The 15774-nt window shown below is 47.2% G+C and carries 15 protein-coding genes and 1 tRNA gene; 9 read left to right on the forward strand and 7 right to left on the reverse strand.

All coding sequences use genetic code 11. The features are described from left to right. Positions 1-96: 96 nt before the first annotated feature. Positions 97-879 (forward strand): HNH endonuclease, encoded by a 783-nt coding sequence (locus tag WH95_RS09300; protein WP_046505933.1) that lies wholly within the window; start codon positions 97-99, stop codon positions 877-879. 6 nt (positions 880-885) lie between these two features. On the opposite strand, the gene WH95_RS09305 is transcribed toward WH95_RS09300, so the two are convergent. After that, positions 886-962: transfer RNA gene (locus WH95_RS09305), tRNA-Arg, on the reverse strand. A 459-nt stretch (positions 963-1421) separates the two neighbouring features. Between WH95_RS09305 and WH95_RS09310 the strand changes: the two genes are divergently transcribed. Further along, entirely contained in the window at positions 1422-2036 is a 615-nt protein-coding gene (locus WH95_RS09310) for a septation protein A (protein ID WP_046505936.1), read from the forward strand. A gap of 13 nt (positions 2037-2049) precedes the next feature. Here WH95_RS09310 and WH95_RS09315 read toward each other — a convergent pair whose 3' ends face one another. Both WH95_RS09315 and WH95_RS09320 read right to left on the reverse strand, forming a co-directional pair. Then, on the reverse strand, positions 2050-3177 hold the full coding sequence (locus WH95_RS09315; protein ID WP_046505938.1) for an alpha/beta hydrolase: 1128 nt from the start codon (positions 3175-3177) through the stop codon (positions 2050-2052). 201 nt (positions 3178-3378) lie between these two features. Beyond that, positions 3379-4431 (reverse strand): ABC transporter ATP-binding protein, encoded by a 1053-nt coding sequence (locus tag WH95_RS09320; RefSeq protein WP_046505942.1) that lies wholly within the window; start codon positions 4429-4431, stop codon positions 3379-3381. A 260-nt stretch (positions 4432-4691) separates the two neighbouring features. Here WH95_RS09320 and WH95_RS09325 point away from each other — a divergent pair, with 260 nt between their 5' ends. The 6 genes from WH95_RS09325 (at position 4692) to WH95_RS09350 (ending at position 9463) form a co-directional block, all read left to right on the forward strand. Next, on the forward strand, positions 4692-4871 hold the full coding sequence (locus WH95_RS09325; RefSeq protein ID WP_046505944.1) for a zinc-finger domain-containing protein: 180 nt from the start codon (positions 4692-4694) through the stop codon (positions 4869-4871). A 184-nt stretch (positions 4872-5055) separates the two neighbouring features. Next, the gene (locus WH95_RS09330; protein WP_046505948.1) at positions 5056-6420 is read left to right on the forward strand and encodes a DNA-3-methyladenine glycosylase 2 family protein; all 1365 of its coding nucleotides are present in this window, start codon (positions 5056-5058) and stop codon (positions 6418-6420) included. Continuing rightward, complete coding sequence (locus tag WH95_RS09335) at positions 6420-6953, forward strand: methylated-DNA--[protein]-cysteine S-methyltransferase (protein ID WP_046505951.1); 534 nt, start codon at positions 6420-6422, stop codon at positions 6951-6953. The genes WH95_RS09330 and WH95_RS09335 overlap by 1 nt, the downstream gene beginning before the upstream one ends. Positions 6954-7143: 190 nt before the next feature. After that, on the forward strand, positions 7144-7977 hold the full coding sequence (locus WH95_RS09340) for a DUF4344 domain-containing metallopeptidase (RefSeq protein ID WP_046505954.1): 834 nt from the start codon (positions 7144-7146) through the stop codon (positions 7975-7977). Positions 7978-8083: 106 nt separating this feature from the next. Further along, a complete protein-coding gene (locus tag WH95_RS09345) occupies positions 8084-8614 on the forward strand; it encodes an RNA polymerase sigma factor (protein WP_046505956.1) in 531 nt (176 codons plus the stop codon). 18 nt (positions 8615-8632) lie between these two features. Then, complete coding sequence (locus WH95_RS09350) at positions 8633-9463, forward strand: anti-sigma factor (protein WP_046505958.1); 831 nt, start codon at positions 8633-8635, stop codon at positions 9461-9463. Between the two features lie 132 nt (positions 9464-9595). Here WH95_RS09350 and WH95_RS09355 read toward each other — a convergent pair whose 3' ends face one another. Together WH95_RS09355 and WH95_RS09360 are read right to left on the reverse strand one after the other, a co-directional pair. Then, positions 9596-9940 (reverse strand): hypothetical protein, encoded by a 345-nt coding sequence (locus WH95_RS09355; protein WP_046506220.1) that lies wholly within the window; start codon positions 9938-9940, stop codon positions 9596-9598. Positions 9941-10039: 99 nt separating this feature from the next. Beyond that, positions 10040-11362, reverse strand: a complete 1323-nt coding sequence (locus WH95_RS09360) for a molybdopterin-dependent oxidoreductase (protein WP_046505961.1) — start codon at positions 11360-11362, stop codon at positions 10040-10042. Between the two features lie 237 nt (positions 11363-11599). Between WH95_RS09360 and polA the strand changes: the two genes are divergently transcribed. Then, positions 11600-14380 (forward strand): DNA polymerase I, encoded by a 2781-nt coding sequence (polA, locus tag WH95_RS09365; protein WP_046505964.1) that lies wholly within the window; start codon positions 11600-11602, stop codon positions 14378-14380. Positions 14381-14432: 52 nt separating this feature from the next. Here polA and WH95_RS09370 read toward each other — a convergent pair whose 3' ends face one another. Together WH95_RS09370 and WH95_RS09375 are read right to left on the reverse strand one after the other, a co-directional pair. Continuing rightward, on the reverse strand, positions 14433-15212 hold the full coding sequence (locus WH95_RS09370) for an HAD-IIA family hydrolase (protein ID WP_046505966.1): 780 nt from the start codon (positions 15210-15212) through the stop codon (positions 14433-14435). Positions 15213-15328: 116 nt separating this feature from the next. Further along, positions 15329-15769 (reverse strand): DoxX family protein, encoded by a 441-nt coding sequence (locus WH95_RS09375; protein WP_052741900.1) that lies wholly within the window; start codon positions 15767-15769, stop codon positions 15329-15331. Positions 15770-15774 lie beyond the last annotated feature (5 nt).

Below are 15774 nucleotides of genomic sequence, written 5' to 3' on the forward strand. Positions count from 1 at the left end.
AATTACAATTATTGGACAAGCTTATTGCGCGATAATAATTATTGTTACACTACTATATTGGTTAAGTTGATAATTATACGTGTTGGAATTTAAATAGTGGCAGAACGGCGAAATTGGTCTCAAGAAGAAGTTCGTCATGCACTCGCGCTGTATTTAGTGACTGATTTTGGAAAAATTGATAACAAAAACCCAGACATTATAAAGCTAGCAAATGCGCTAGGACGATCTAAGAATGCAGTTGCTTTAAAGTTAGCTAACCTTGCTGCTTTGGATGCCTCGATCCCTCAATCAGGGATGTCTAACGTCAGTAAGACAGATCGACAAGTTTGGGATGAGTTTAAAAATGATCCATCTGCAATAATTGAAGCTTATGAAGAACAATCATTAGATAAAAACCATACTATTATTAAGACTGATACAGATCGCTTCATAAATGAGACTCTTGGTTTAGCAGAGACCGATACTAACTTTGATCCACGAAGAGCTAGAGATAAACAGGTTTTCAGTAAACAAAGAGTGGGGCAAAATTTTTTCAGAAAAGCAATTTTGAGTGCATATGAAAGACGATGTGCTTTAACTGGAGTTGAGGATATAAGGCTTTTAAACGCGAGCCATATTGTTGCATGGAAAGATGATCATGTTAATCGTGTAAATCCTTCTAATGGGATCTGTTTGAATGGTTTACATGATCGTGCGTTTGACAGGCACTTGATAACTTTCGATGAAGATTATCGCTTGAAAATAAGAAATGATGTACCGCAAATTGCGAGACGACAATTAGAACGAGTAGAATCTTCTAGATTGTATATGCCAAAACGGTTCTTGCCTGATCAAGCATTTTTAGAACAACATCGTCGCATATTTTACGAGGAAGGTTGATTTTATTGGCGCACCCGACAGGATTCGAACCTGTGACCTTCGCCTTCGGAGGGCGACACTCTATCCAGCTGAGCTACGGGTGCTAAAGCAGAGGGCCAATAGGGCGGACATTACTGCAAGCTCTGGACGAGGTAAAGGGGCAAAATGGCGGTTGTCCTTGTTAATGGGGTAAATTTATTGCTCTGGTAAAATTATCTCTGTGAGTTGTTCATCTAGCTCTTTTCCTGTTTCTGCGCCATCCTCTATTTCATCGTGTTCGTATCGGAGTATCCAGGCCGGAGTATAATTTTTTCAATGAAATATAACGGTCTCTGTAGAGTCCTTGGAATCTTTGGCGCTTTTCTTATATTGCTATTGATAATAGGCTGAAGGGCTGCGGTGGCGCTTTTTTCTTGTGTTTGGGCGGTTCTTTGTGGCTTGTTGGGCAACGGATTTTTGGATGTGATAAGATCACTGCTTTTGACAGGTGGTATTTTATCGCTGGTTTGATGTTCTGAAATCGCTGTCGATGACGGTTTATCAGAACAAAAAGGGAGTTAGGAATGGCGCGTCAAAAACCGAGCTGGATGGGACCTGCAATCGAATATGGTCCAATTCTGATCTTTATGGGGATCTACTATGGTTTTGATCGTATTGTCGCGGCCTTTCCGCATGAGATCCTTCAGAATACAACACAGTTGATTGCCGCGACGGTGGGCTTGATGATCACAACGGTGATCGGTATTGCTTTTTCACTCTATTACGATGGCAAAATCCCAAAAGTTCCTCTGATTACAGCTTTGGTGGTAATGGTCTTTGGTGGCCTGACGGTCTATCTGAATGATGAAACCTTTATCAAAATGAAGCCGACCATTATTCAGACCATTTTTGCCGTGATCCTTTTTGGTGGGCTTTTCATTTTCAAGCGCCCCTTGATCAAACCCTTGATGCAAAAGGCATGGAACATGACCGATGAAGGCTGGCGTATTCTGACCATCCGTTTCGGTTTCTATTTCCTTGGCATGGCGGTGTTGAACGAGATTGTCTGGCGTACACAATCCAATGATTTCTGGGTGAACTTCAAGGTTCTGGGGTCAATGGTCCTGATGGTCATCTTTATTTTTAGTCAGTATCCGGTGATCCGCAGATATCATCTGCCTGACGAAGACGAGACATAAGCCTGTTTTTAGCTTAATTTGCTTCCTGTTTCAGGTTTTCCTGATCCAGTTTTTGTTGGGCGTTGATATCGGCGCCTGATGGCAAAGGCGTTGTCTGACTTTTTACCCAACTCGCAATATCGGCAAGCACCGTTTCAGCTTGTAAGTCCCGTAACAGCATGTGCCATCCTTCCGGGTAGAGCGCGGCCTTTTGCGGACCGGCAATACCATTGGGCAACCGCTTCCAGACATCGCGTGTCGGGTGCCAGGGCACAACTTCATCTTTTTCGCCATAGAGCAAAAGTGCAGGAAGGGTCAGGCTGTCGGGTGAGCCATAGGCAGCATCCATCAAGTCCGTCAGGCCATAGACGCTATCAATCCGGGTGCTTTTAATCACGAGGGGATCTTTGCCAAGGTCGATCAGCATGGGGATATTGTCTGATGCCTGTATTTTCAATCCACTGCCGGTAAAGCTGGCCCATGGTGTCGTATGGGCCACCAGCCACAAGGATGCTCGTTGATACCACGGCATGGTTTTTCTGGCCCATACGGCGGGAGCAGAGAGGATTACGCCGTCAATATCTAAAGGGGTGATATCCAGAGGTGTTGGATCGTTTTGTTCTAATGCCCTTTTTACTAACACTTTTTGTCCTAATACTTTCTGTTCCAATCCCTTCTGTTCTTCCAAAGCGGCCATCGCCACGGCGCCGCCCATACTGATCCCGAGTACATAGAGGGGCGTGTCCGGGTGACGTTGACGCAAGAGTCTGGCGGCTGTGCGTAGGTCGGATGTCATGCGTTCATGCCCACCCCACAAACCGGGATGAGGCGCCGCCCCAAAGCCACGTTGATCATAGGCATAGGTGGCGATACCGGCTTCTGTCCAGAAAGTGCCGGGACCATTGAAGGCATTGGAATAGTCATTAAAGCCATGAAGGCCCAGAATGATAACAGAGGGTTTTTCCTCTGGCAGCCAGATTCGCAGGGGAAGTTGCAGGCCATCATCTGTTATCAGGTAATCGTCGGTGAGTTCTGCTGCCTGTGTCAGTTCACCAGCGGGGCCAAGGCGCGGTGTACAGGCGGCGAGTAAGGGTATCAGCAGTAGGCACAAAAGAAGGAAGCGCCATAATCTGTTATCTAAAATTTTACCCGTACTAAACATTCCCAACCTTCAAGCTATTCTTCGTCTGCCAGTCTGATTTAGATATGGGACTGGGTACCTGAATGAAGTATCTGATTCCCGGTAGTTTAAGGCAAGAAGTCAGTTTTGATATTTAAAAGGAATGAACTGGTAAAAGATAAATTGGGGTAAAGGGGAAGAGAAACTTCCCCCTCGTGAGCCTATATTACTGGCGAAATTACACTAGGCAGTGGCGGTGTGCGCGCCGCGGGTCAGTTGCAGGAAGATATCTTCCAGATCCCCCTGATCCGTTGTCAGATCCAGAATGGAGAGGCCCGCAGTGTGCGCGGCTTTGAGGATTTCTGCGAGTTGCCCGTCATCGGATTTATAAGTGAAGGTCAGTTCCCGGGCTGACTTCTGTTCGACGTGGAAAGCCGTAAAGCTGCTGGGCAGACTATCAAGATCTTCGCCGAGGGTAAGGGTTAGCGTTTTGCTTTCGATACGTGCGAGCAAAGCCTGGGTGGTGTCACAGGCGATGACCTGTCCGTGGTTGATGATGGCGATTTCATCGCAAAGCTCTTCGGCTTCTTCCAGATAGTGTGTGGTCAGCAGAATTGTGGTGCCGCGTTTGTTGAGTTCACGTACATAGGCCCAGAGCTGTTGACGGAGTTCGATATCCACGCCTGCAGTTGGTTCATCAAGAACGAGAACAGGGGGATTGTGCACCATGGCCTTCCCAACCATCAAGCGGCGTTTCATCCCGCCAGACAGGCTACGGGTATAGGTTTTTGCCTTGTCGGCCAGGCCCATGACGCCGAGGATTTCTTCGCTGCGGCGCTCGCTTTTGGGGACACCGTACAGTCCGGCTTGAAGTTCAAGTAGCTCCAGGGGTGTGAAGAAGGGATCAAAGTTCAGTTCTTGGGGTACCACACCGATTGACATACGTGCGGGACGCATCTCGTCCACAATATCGTGTCCCCAGATCTTGGCAGAGCCGCTGGTTTTATTGACAAGGCCAGCAAGAATATTGATCAGGGTTGATTTTCCGGCACCGTTTGGTCCCAGAAGGCCAAAGATACTACCGCGCGGAATTTTGAGATCAACAAAACTCAGGGCGCGTTTTTCTTCGGCGTTTCCGGCAGCCTGATAAACCTTGGTCAGACCTTCGAGTTCAACGGCGTAAGTGGGCATGCCAGATGGATCCTTATCTGTTGAGCCTGGTAATTCAGACTGTTCCGGGGTGTTTCGTCCGGGGGTGCTTGGTGTTGTTTGGGCGTAACTATGATCGTCAGGCATAATATGTACTATCTGTCCGTCTTAAAAGGCTGTTTACCTTAAAAGGTCTAGGATGGTTTAAATTGCTGTCCGGCAGGGAAAAGGCAGCCATCGGAAAAAGAGGCTGGAAACTTTCCTGTCTGGACGGTAAAAGAATTTCAGCATCATTACATAGTGACTATTGTCTCAATAATAAAGTCCTCCATGAAAAAGTGGGCTGAAAATCGCAAAGGAAATTTGCTATTCAGTTCGAAATCAAGGGGTGAAGTCAGGAAAGAGTTATGGCCGTTACTGAAACGCAAGAGGTAGAAACCAACGTTGTTGCCTGTGATGGCGGCAGTGGTCCCGAGGGACATCCGCTCGTTTATCTCAATATGAACGGGAAGAATGAGATTACCTGTCCCTATTGCAGCAAGCGTTTTATATTGAAGGAAGGTGCTGGCGGCGGAAGCGGTCACTAAAACTTTCCGATCAAGACATGTTCAAAAGCCCCACACCCAAAAAATTCTATGCTCTGGGTGTGGGGCTTTTTTCTTTTTAATCAATGATTTTATGATTTTTGTGTTCAGTTCCGTTTTTAGCCAGAATTCTTTGGACTGTAATCTAAGATGATCGACGTACCCCGTTAGTCCGCTAGAGATTCCAATGCTTGATTCCAAAATTTGCCAAAAAGCCCGATTATCCAGAGACCCCCGGTTTGATGGCAAATTTTTTACGGCGGTCAAAACCACCGGGATTTATTGCCGCACGATCTGTCCGGTCTATCCGCCGAAAGAAAAGAACGTCTTATATTTTCCGACGGCGATAGAGGCGGCAAATGCGGGTTTCAGGCCCTGTTTGAGGTGTCGTCCTGACAGTGCGCCGGGGTCACCAGCGTGGAAAGGGACCAATGCGACACTGGACCGTGCCATCAGATTGATTGACGAAGGTGCCTTGCAAGACGGATCTCTTGGAAAACTCGCCGATCGCCTGGGGATTACAGATCGCTATTTGAGGCGGCTCTTTGATAAAGAACTTGGTATTTCACCAAAGTCCTATGCGCTTTATCAACAATGTCTCTTTGCGAAGCAGCTATTGCATCAGACAAACCTGCCAATTATTCAGGTCGCCTTTGCGAGTGGTTTCAAGAGCCTGAGGCGCTTTAACGACTGTTTTAAAGCTCATCTGAAATTGACGCCTTCTCAGGTGCGGAAAAAGGGACAATCGGCTTCTAATATCTTGCAGCTAAATCTCTACTATCGTCCTCCTTATGATTGGCAGTCCATGCAGAGGTTTTTAGCAAAGAGAGCTATCGGCAAGCTGGAATGGTGTGATGAAAGCAGTTACGGACGAACCTTTAGCTGGCTTGGATCCCAAGGCCATTTTACTGCACGCCATGATTCGTTAAAAAACTGCTTTATCGTTACGATTTCTCTGGATGATCTTTCTCACCTGAAGGCGGTTGTTGCCAATATTCGCAGGATATTGGATATGAATGTGGATATTCAGGCAATAGAAGCTGATATTGAGAGCTGTATACGTCCGTTATTCCCGCTTAAATCCGGGTTGCGGTTACCCGGTATATGGTCTTCTTTTGAGGCGGGTGTCCGTGCCATTCTGGGACAACAGATTTCGGTTGCGGCAGCGCATGAACTCGTCAGAATTCTCGTCGAAAAATTGGGTGATTCTATGGGGGATAACAAGGTTTTTCCATCACCCGAGCGGTTGGCTGAAAGCGATCTGGGCTTCCTGAAAATCCCAATGTCGAGAAAGCAAACCTTGCGCAATCTGGCGCAACATTACCTTGATCATAAGGCCCCGGATGATCTGTCCGCTTGGCAGACGTTGTCGGGAATTGGGCCATGGACAATTGACTATGTCCGCATGAGGGGGCAAAGCGACCCGGACGTTTATCTCGACAGTGATCTCGGGGTGAAAAACGCGTTGAAAAAATATACAACACCAATCAATGCCTACATGGCAGCCCCTTGGCGGAGCTATCTGACGCTACAATTATGGAACCAGCTATAATGTATACCGACTATTTAGAAACACCCCTTGGTATGGTCGAAATCAAAGCATCGGAAAAAGGTGTTCGACACGTTATTTTTTGCGGTTCAGACCAAGGCGTTGTGCGGCCCAGCAGTGTTACAGATCGATGTAAACAGCAGCTGAAAGAGTACTTTGAAGGCTCGCGCAAAGAATTTGATTTGCCGCTGGATCCACAAGGCACTGATTTTCAAAAATCTGTTTGGGCTATTTTGGCCCGGATTTCCTTTGGGGAAACGCTTTCCTACATGGATATTGCGCAAAAATTGAACAACCCGAAGGGGGTGCGAGCTGTCGGCGGTGCAAATGGCCGGAACCCCATCAGCCTTGTTTTGCCCTGCCATAGAGTTATTGGCAGCAATGGAACCCTCACCGGCTATGCGGGCGGTGTCGCTCGCAAGAAATGGCTGTTGGAACACGAGGGAATTCAGTTGAATTTCTTTAGGAAAGGCGAGCAACTCGATCTTGATGATGTCATCAATACCCGCCAGGATAAGACCCGGTTTTTAAAATAGACCACTCCCTGGCAGGAGCTTTTCCTGCCAAAGTTTCCATGCCAGAGTTTCCAGGCACTTTTTTTCGTTTTGAGAAAGTCGGTCTATACTCTCGACAAACAAAGTAGGGAATAGGGTGTCGCAAGTGATGCAGTTTATGTGGTGGTGTATGCAGCAGATTTCTGGAGCAGTGCTGAGGGTGAAGGGTTTTATGTCCAGAATTTGTGTTCTTGGGGCTGTGACCTTTGGTATTCTTGGCTGTAATATCCTGTTATCGACACAGCTACAGGCGCAGGATCAAGAAGAATTGTCCGCGCAGGAGTTTATTGCCGGAAACATTCTGCTAACACTCTATCACGAGGCAGGTCACGCCTTTGTCTCTATGTACAATCTGCGGCTGAGTGAAAATGAAGAGGATGCGGTTGATCATTTCTCTATCATTGCCCTTACGGAAGAGCTTAATGAAGGTAATCTGAGAGAAGAGCGGGAAATTCAGCTCGATAACTACCTTTTTTCAACGGCTCTCTATTGGCTTGCCATGAGCGAGGATGAAAGTTTTGGCGATAGCAGTGAAGGGCAAGAGCATTCATTGGATTCAGAGCGGTTTTTACAGCATCTGTGCATGGTTTACGGGTCTGACCCGGATGTCTATGTGGATTTGCCCAAGGACTTTGATGTCGCTGATTTGGTTACGCCCGACTGTGCTGGTGAGTACGAGGAAAAAACCGATGAGTGGTATGATATGCTGGCATCACACTGGCTCGGAGATCGCATTCGCACAGACAGGATTATGATTGTCGAAGACAAACCCGATCCTCGTTACAAAGGCTATCGCGAGTGGTTGCATGTGCATGGTATTCTTGACGAGTTTGAAAGCTACATTGAAGGTAACTTTTATCTACCACGTAAAATCACTCTGCGCTTGATGTCCTGTGGTCAAGCTAATGCTTTTTGGGATCCGGAAAATTTTGAAATTATCCTTTGTGACGAGCAGATTGCACAATATAGCCATATCTATGATCGTCTCGCAGAAGAGAACGGATAAGGCTTTGGACCTGACCTGATTATTATTGTATCTTTTCACCTAAATAATAAACATCAGAGATAGAGATACTTAGCATGTCTCGAGATGATTTTGGTCAGGGAAGCCTTTGTTACGGTCATTTTTCAGCAGTCGTCGACGCATAGAAAAACTGGTTCCGGATTTGAAAGCCTATGCGATTGCCCTTTGTGGTGATCGGGATCAGGCCGAAGATCTGGTACAGGAAACTATGGCGCGTGGGCTTGAAACAGGCACCCGATTGAAATCGGTGGATGAGCTGCGCCCCTGGCTGTTTCGTGTTCTTCGCAACCATTTCTTTGACGAGCAAAGAAAAAAGTCTGTGCGCAGGGAATATTTTGTGCAGGAAAAACGTTGGGTAAGTGAGATCAGTGATCAGACACTTGATCCTGAAGATACTATCGCAATCAGAAATGCTTACGAAGAACTCTCGGCAGATCATAGAGAGGTTTTGGCCTTGGTGGATATTTTGGGATTACGCTACAAAGAAGTGGCCGAGTTACTGAATATTTCTCCGGGTACGGTTATGAGCAGGATCAGTCGTGCACGGCAAGCGTTGTTACAAAGACTGGAAGAAGAGGCAGAAGACAAGATTGTTAAGTTCCCACATAAGTACAGTTAATCATGAGTGCCATTAATTATGTCCCGTAAGGATCATTCAATCGGGGAGAAACCGAACCGGGAAATACTAAATGCTTTTGTTGATGGTGAATTATCTCCATCCCAAGAGGCATGGGTAGAAAGCTGTGCCAAAAAAGATCCGGAAATTGAATCTGAAATTGCACGGTTTAAGCTTTTAAAGAATGCTCTGGCGGGGAGTGCTTTGATCACTTCGAACGAGAAGATATCTATCGCAGAAGAAAGAAAAACGATTGGATGCAGACAGATTGCGGGCGGTGTATTTGCGACTGCTGCGGTTATTGTCTTGTTTGTGATGGCCTTTCTGTTGGGGTATTTTTCTTCGCCTGATTTTGAACATTGGGCGCGAGATCGTCATCAAGATCTGTCCGGGCAAAATTTTGTTGTGTCAGATCTTGAATACAGGCCGTTGATTGCGGCGGCTATATCCGGCACGTTACAAGCCCCGGACCTGACAGGCAGCAAGCTTTATCTTGTAGATTTGTCAATCGGTACTTTTGATCGTGATGATGCAATTGTTATGCACTATCGGGGATTGCGAGGGTGCCGGGTTTCTTTGCTAGTAACGCCGCTTCGGGATAATTTAAAGCTTCAAAGGGATGAAACTGAGGAACAGTCGCCTGATCGAACCGGGACAAAAAAACTGGTGTCCGATTTCTGGAACGGAGAGCGTTTTCGTTTTGCGCTTTTGGCAACCGGTATGGAACGCAAGAGATTTGATTCCATTGCGACTTATCTAAAGCTGGAGGGAGAAAGAAATCTTCCCTCGCCTAATGATGAAGCTCAATACGCAATGCAGCAGGTCTATGCGCAGTCTACACCCTGTGTGTAGGTTGTTTGGATTTTTTTAAATTGTCTCATCAAGTAATATGAAAAGAGGAAGCCGGGCAAATATTTGCCCGGCTTCGTGTTGAGAGCTTCTCCCTGACGTCGCATATGCTGACAGCAAGCAGAGTTCTACATCTTAATTTGTTGGGAAGTTGGGGCGATCGACGTTGTAGTTTTTCGCCAGATAATCGAGAATTAAAGTCAGGTCAGGTTCTTCAATCTCGCTCATGCCCTGATCTTCTACCATCCATTCCAGTGTTTCGGCCCACTCGTCCCGAGAAAGTCCTTGTTGTTGAACAATTTGAGTTGAATGACAGGCGGAGCAATAGATCAAAACCTCTTCCTGTCCGGGACCCGCGACAAGTCCTTCAAATTCGTCTTCGTCGGCGTCTTGTCCAAAGCTCGGCGCACTAAAGGCAAAAAGTGTTGATACCAATAGCAAAGCTGTTGCAGCACCGCGATGCAGTGATGTTTTTGTCATCTTGTAATTATCCATAGACAGAATGTTCATGTCGACAGCATGAACGACCTTGGCGGTGAAAATAACCGCCAAGGTGCTAATAAAAAGAGCGCGGTGGGCTTAAGAAACCCGAACGGCGACGCGGTGCATGGTATTGTTCAGGTACCCTTTGGGGTTCCAGTCAATGGCATGAGGTTGGCTTTCACCCTCTGAATCTGTGGCTTTGGCCCAGATTTCATAATAGCCCTTTTCTGGTAAAGTGACCGCCGCTGACCAACTTTGCCAGGCACCAGTATTTGTCGCTTTTTCCAAATTAGCTTCCTGCCAGGTTGTCCCGAAATCAACAGAGATTTTAACTGAACTGATATCCCGATCACCGGACCATGCATGGCCACGAACGGTTATGTTCCTGTTTGCTGTTTCTACGCCGGATTGCGGGAAAGTTATGAGCGATTTAACCGGCATACGCTCAATAATTTCAAAGTCTTTCTTATCAACTTTTTCACCGGGTGCAACGGGATGGTTTGGAACTCGATAGGCTGTGCCAGTCATTTTTGGACCGTCGTGAACCTGATCTCGTAACCAGATGCGTGTGAGCCATTTTTGCGAACAGGATCCCGGCCAACCCGGAACAACGAGGCGTAAAGGCGCACCGTTCATAGGGTGGATTGGCTCACCGTTTTGCTCGAAAGCAATCAGGATATTCGGGTCCATTGCTTTGGCGATGGGGACGCCACGGGAAATAGGTAGTTTTTCCGGGTCTCCGGAAAGATGAGCATCTGCCCCTTCGTGTGCTGTATAGACCACACTGCTCTGAACACCGGCAGCTTCGAGAACATCTTTCAGACGAACACCTGTCCATTGCGAGCAAGCCACGGCACCCAGCGTCCACTGGTTGCCTTTTGCGGGTGGGTTAAAATAGGCGCGTCCATTTCCGCCGCATTCGATAACCAGTGCTTTGGTGACAACTTCAAATTTGCTTTTCAGATCAGCAATTGTGAGTTTCATCGGTTTATCGACGAGACCATCAATGGTCAGGGTCCAGGTTTCGGGATCAACGTCTTCTGGTGGAATACCGTTGTTGCGGATGAAGTGGCGGTTTACCGGGGTTATTGCATCATCCAGAAGATGTGGCGGTGTTTCTGCATTGAGAGGACGGTCATTGAGAAGTGTCAGGCCGTCTTTTCCTTCGATAACGCCACCTGTCTCAGCAAGGGCAACCGGAATCAAGCCTGATGGCATGTTTTTGCTGAAAGGAATAGAAGCACCCAGCATAGCCCCCATCGTAGCAAGGCCGGCACCTTTTAAAAATCCGCGGCGATTTTGATCGGGAATGCGTCCGAAAATTTTCAAATCAGCGGCAGCTGGGTCAGATGAATAAAGGTCAAAAAGCTTTGGAATGCCAGAGTTTTTGGTTTGTTTTTTTGATGGTTTTTCAGTCATGTAATTCCCCGTTAACGTCGTGAGTTATATATTTTTATCTTCCTTGTAACTGTGGGATTAACGTCTTGGGTTTGGTTTTTATTCCATGCGCACTGAAAAAAAATTGACTAATTTGATAGGATAAAATTTTAGGACGTTTTGCACGTAAATTTCCTTGAGGCAGTTTTTTATAATTTCAGGATATATTTCTGTTATTCCTGCTCGACTTAATCGGGCTGCTTGGGCATTCTGTGCAGCATGACTGATAACGTACCTTTCAAGCACCTCTACCTCGTTGATGGTTCTGGATATATTTTCCGGGCTTTCTTTGGCATTCCCCCGATGACGCGCCCTGACGGAACACCCGTTAATGCGGTATTCGGATTTACCAATATGTTGCTCAAATTGCGCGATGATATGGAGGCTGACGGTATTGCGGTTATCTTTGATGCCGGGCGATCCAGCTTTCGTATGGATATTTACGAAGAGTACAAATCCCATAGACCGGAAGCCCCTGAAGATTTGATTCCACAGTTTGCCCTGATCAGGGAAGCAACAGACGCCCTGAACTTGCCGCAGATAGAAATGCAGGGTTTTGAGGCCGATGATCTGATCGCGACCTATGCGCGTCAAGCCAAGGAAAAAGGCATTGATGTGACCATTGTATCATCAGACAAGGATTTGATGCAGCTGGTTGAACCCGGCATTTCCATGATGGACCCAATGAAGAACAAAATCATTGGCCCCGATGAGGTGTTTGAAAAATTTGGTGTGCAACCGGACAAGGTTGTTGATGTGCAGGCTTTGGCCGGTGATTCTGTTGATAACGTCCCGGGTGTACCGGGGATCGGCATAAAAACCGCTGCGCAGTTGATCACCGAGTATGGCGATCTGGAAAGCTTGCTGGAACGTGCGGGTGAGATTAAACAGCCCAAACGCCGGGAGAAGCTGCAGGATAATGCAGAAATGGCACGTATCAGTAAACAGTTGGTGACCCTTAAACAGGATGTGCCTGTTGAAGTTCCTTTAGAAGGCTTTGCCACTCGGGAACCCGTGGCAGAGGTTCTGCGTCCCTTTTTGGAAGTAAATGCTTTCCGGTCTCTGCTTGCCAGAATGGCAAAACGGCTGGGGGATACCCCCATGGAAGTAGCTGATGAAGCGGCCTCTGAAGATGGTGATCCAGAATATGAGTTGGTTCAGGATGAAGAGGCGCTGGTCAAGTGGATTGCCGATGCAAAGTTAAAGGGAACCGTCGCTGTTGATACAGAGACCACGTCGCTGGATGCCATGAGTGCTAATCTTGTGGGTATTAGCTTGTCCACGGGTGGCAACAAGGCCTGTTACATTCCATTGGATCATATTGCGATCTCTGAGAGTGGTGATGGCGGGCTTGATTTGTTGGGTGGTTCAGCGGATCGGCCGAAGCAAATTCCGAAAGCACGGGCCATAGAGCTTTTGAAGCCGTTATTGGAAGATCCGTCGGTTCTCAAAATCGGGCAAAATATCAAGTATGATATGGTGATTTTTGCTCAAAACGGGATCTCTGTTTCCCCTGTTGATGACACGATGCTGCTATCCTATGTGCTTGAAGGCGGGATGCACGGGCATGGCATGGACGAGTTGGCTGAGCTTCATCTGGATCACACGACAATTAAGTTCAAGGAAGTTGCCGGAACAGGGAAATCTCAGGTTACCTTTGATAAGGTGTCTTTGGATAAAGCTCTGGATTATGCCGCGGAAGATGCTCTTATTACCTATCGTCTTCATGCCGCTTTAAAACCGCGTCTGGTTCCCGAGAAGATGGCAACTGTTTACGAGACAATCGAACGGCCTTTGGTAAAGGTGTTAGCAGATATGGAACAGCGCGGTATCAAGGCCGATCGTCCTTTCCTGCACCGCCTTTCCAATAACTTTGCTCAACGTCTGGTCGATTTACAGTCCGAGATCCACGAGATTGCAGGGGAACCCTTTACCATCGGATCACCCAAGCAGTTGGGTGAAGTCTTGTTTGATAAGCTTGGTTTGCCGGGGGGCAAAAAAGGTAAAAGCGGGTCTTATAGTACCGGGGCTGATATTCTTGAAGGATTGGCTGCCGAAGGTCATACGCTTCCGACCAAAGTTCTGGAATGGCGTCAACTTTCCAAGCTGAAAAGCACCTATACAGATGCTTTGCAGGATCAGATTAATAGCAAGACTGGTCGTGTGCATACTTCCTATGCCCAGGCCGTGGCGTCAACCGGGCGGTTATCTTCATCTGATCCAAACTTGCAGAATATTCCTGTTCGCACAGAAGAGGGTCGGAAAATCAGAGATGCCTTTATCGCCGAAGATGGCTACAAATTGCTTTCTGTGGATTACTCGCAGGTTGAATTGCGTCTTGTTGCTGAAATTGCCAAAGAAGATGCTTTGCGTCAGGCCTTTATAGATGGACAGGATATTCATGCGATAACAGCGCATCAGGTTTTTGACACGCCAATTGAAGGCATGGACCCGATGATCCGTCGACAGGCCAAAGCCATTAATTTTGGCATTATCTATGGACAGTCAGCCTTTGGTCTGGCTGCAAGTCTGGGGATTTCCCGAAAAGATGCCAAAGACTATATTGATGCTTATTTCGGGCGTTTCCCCGGTATCAAGCGCTACATGGAAGAAACCAAAGAATTTGCGCACAAGTATGGCTATGTGAAAACACTGTTTGGGCGCCACATTCATGTGCCGTCGATCAACGAAAAAAATCCGATGCGCAAAAACTTTGGCGAGCGGGCAGCGATTAATGCGCCAATTCAGGGAACAGCGGCAGATATCATCAAACGGGCAATGATCAGAATGCCGACTGCGTTGGACAATGCTGATTTAAGTGCAAAAATGCTGCTTCAGGTGCACGATGAATTGATCTTTGAAGTTCCCGAAGCAGAAGTTGAAGCAACTTCGGAAGTTGTACGTTCTGTTATGGAAAATGCCTGTGATCCCGTGCTGAAGCTTTCCATTCCCCTTACCGCAGATGCGGGTGTCGGACGAAGCTGGGGTGAAGCACACTAAACATTGGATATTGGTATGATGGTAGAGCCGGGATTATGCCCGGCTTTTCCTATTACCCAAACAGAATTTCGGTGAGATCTTTGTAGTCTTCGGCAATCCATGTTGGCTTGTATTCAGCATGTTCGCCGTCTTTACGGCTGGCTACACCCGTTAAAATCAGTATTGATTTCATCCCGGCCTTGTGGCCAGCAAGAATATCTGTGAACAGATTGTCCCCGATAATTGCACATTGATTCGCTGGTTTTTCAAGGCGTTTCAAGGCAGCGTCCATAATTGGCTTTTCTGGCTTTCCAAAGATTTCAGGTTCTTTATTTGTCGCGGCTTGCACCGCAGCAACCAGTGGTCCGGCTTCGGGTAAGATGCCGTCTTCAACTGTGATCAAACGATCAGTGTTGGTCGCTATGAAGCGGGCGCCCCTATCGATAAATCGCAGGGCGTGGCTTAATTTTTCATAGTTGATACCACGGTCATAGCTGACCACAACGGCATCGATTTCATGATCTGTGGAACTATCCACAATAACCATTCCAGCTTCTCTGAGAGTTTCTTTAAGGGGTTCTTCCCCAAGGCAATAGATTTTTGTTCCGGGGGGTAGCCCCATGGCAACGGCCTGTGCAGAGGTCAGGACATCATCTTCCGAGCAGGGGATGTCCATAGATATCAATTGATCGGCGACGGCGGAAGGGTGGCGGTTCCCCCGGTTGGTTACAAACAAAAAGGGTATGTTGCGCTCTTTTAGTCTTGCGATGAAATCACTTGCGCCGGGAATGGCATCTGTTCCCCGATAAACAGTGCCATCAAGGTCAAATAAAAGGGCTGAGATATTATGCATTAACAAAGTCCTGTTGAAATCAAATGTGGCTTAGTAGCAGATTTTATTACCAATAAAAAAGCCCAACCTTTCGGCTGGGCTTTGGAATGTTTATGTGGTCAATTTTGGAGATCGAATCACATATTGCTTGTACTAAATTTGGGGTCGGTTCCCAGATGTTTCAAGAGGGGGACAAACTCATCCCGTCGCAGGAATATGATGATCAGGCCGGAAAACCAGACGCCGACAGCCTGTGTGAAGAGTTTCCCGCCGTCATTATAGGGGTCGATACCCAAAGGGGTGAAGACGTGGAAGAAAATGGCGCCAGTCATCAGGGCCAGCGACAGTAAACCACCAAGTGATTGAAGTCGCGGGATGAAAAGCAAGATACAGGCAAGCAGTTCTGCGCCGCCGACAAGATACCGACCATGGGGCTCAAACCACGCCAGTCCACTCCAGTCTTCGAGAACCTGAAAGAGATGACTTCCCTTGGCAAATTTAAAGGGCAGGTATCTTAAAAAAACATAGGCGATAAATATCGCAAGCAAATATGGCAGTACTTTTTTGATCATAGACATTTAGT

This window comes from Kiloniella litopenaei (genome assembly GCF_000982415.1).
GTDB classification, from domain to species: Bacteria; Pseudomonadota; Alphaproteobacteria; order Kiloniellales; family Kiloniellaceae; genus Kiloniella; species Kiloniella litopenaei.

Coding starts and splice junctions, on each gene's coding strand:
- WH95_RS09310 (WP_046505936.1), top strand. CDS start 1,422: ATGGCGCGTCAAAAACCGAGCTGGATGGGACCTGCAATCGAATATGGT.
- WH95_RS09315 (WP_046505938.1), bottom strand. CDS start 3,177: ATGTTTAGTACGGGTAAAATTTTAGATAACAGATTATGGCGCTTCCTT.
- WH95_RS09320 (WP_046505942.1), bottom strand. CDS start 4,431: ATGCCTGACGATCATAGTTACGCCCAAACAACACCAAGCACCCCCGGA.
- WH95_RS09325 (WP_046505944.1), top strand. CDS start 4,692: ATGGCCGTTACTGAAACGCAAGAGGTAGAAACCAACGTTGTTGCCTGT.
- WH95_RS09330 (WP_046505948.1), top strand. CDS start 5,056: ATGCTTGATTCCAAAATTTGCCAAAAAGCCCGATTATCCAGAGACCCC.
- WH95_RS09335 (WP_046505951.1), top strand. CDS start 6,420: ATGTATACCGACTATTTAGAAACACCCCTTGGTATGGTCGAAATCAAA.
- WH95_RS09340 (WP_046505954.1), top strand. CDS start 7,144: ATGTCCAGAATTTGTGTTCTTGGGGCTGTGACCTTTGGTATTCTTGGC.
- WH95_RS09350 (WP_046505958.1), top strand. CDS start 8,633: ATGTCCCGTAAGGATCATTCAATCGGGGAGAAACCGAACCGGGAAATA.
- WH95_RS09355 (WP_046506220.1), bottom strand. CDS start 9,940: ATGACAAAAACATCACTGCATCGCGGTGCTGCAACAGCTTTGCTATTG.
- WH95_RS09360 (WP_046505961.1), bottom strand. CDS start 11,362: ATGACTGAAAAACCATCAAAAAAACAAACCAAAAACTCTGGCATTCCA.
- polA (WP_046505964.1), top strand. CDS start 11,600: ATGACTGATAACGTACCTTTCAAGCACCTCTACCTCGTTGATGGTTCT.
- WH95_RS09370 (WP_046505966.1), bottom strand. CDS start 15,212: ATGCATAATATCTCAGCCCTTTTATTTGACCTTGATGGCACTGTTTAT.
- WH95_RS09375 (WP_052741900.1), bottom strand. CDS start 15,769: ATGTCTATGATCAAAAAAGTACTGCCATATTTGCTTGCGATATTTATC.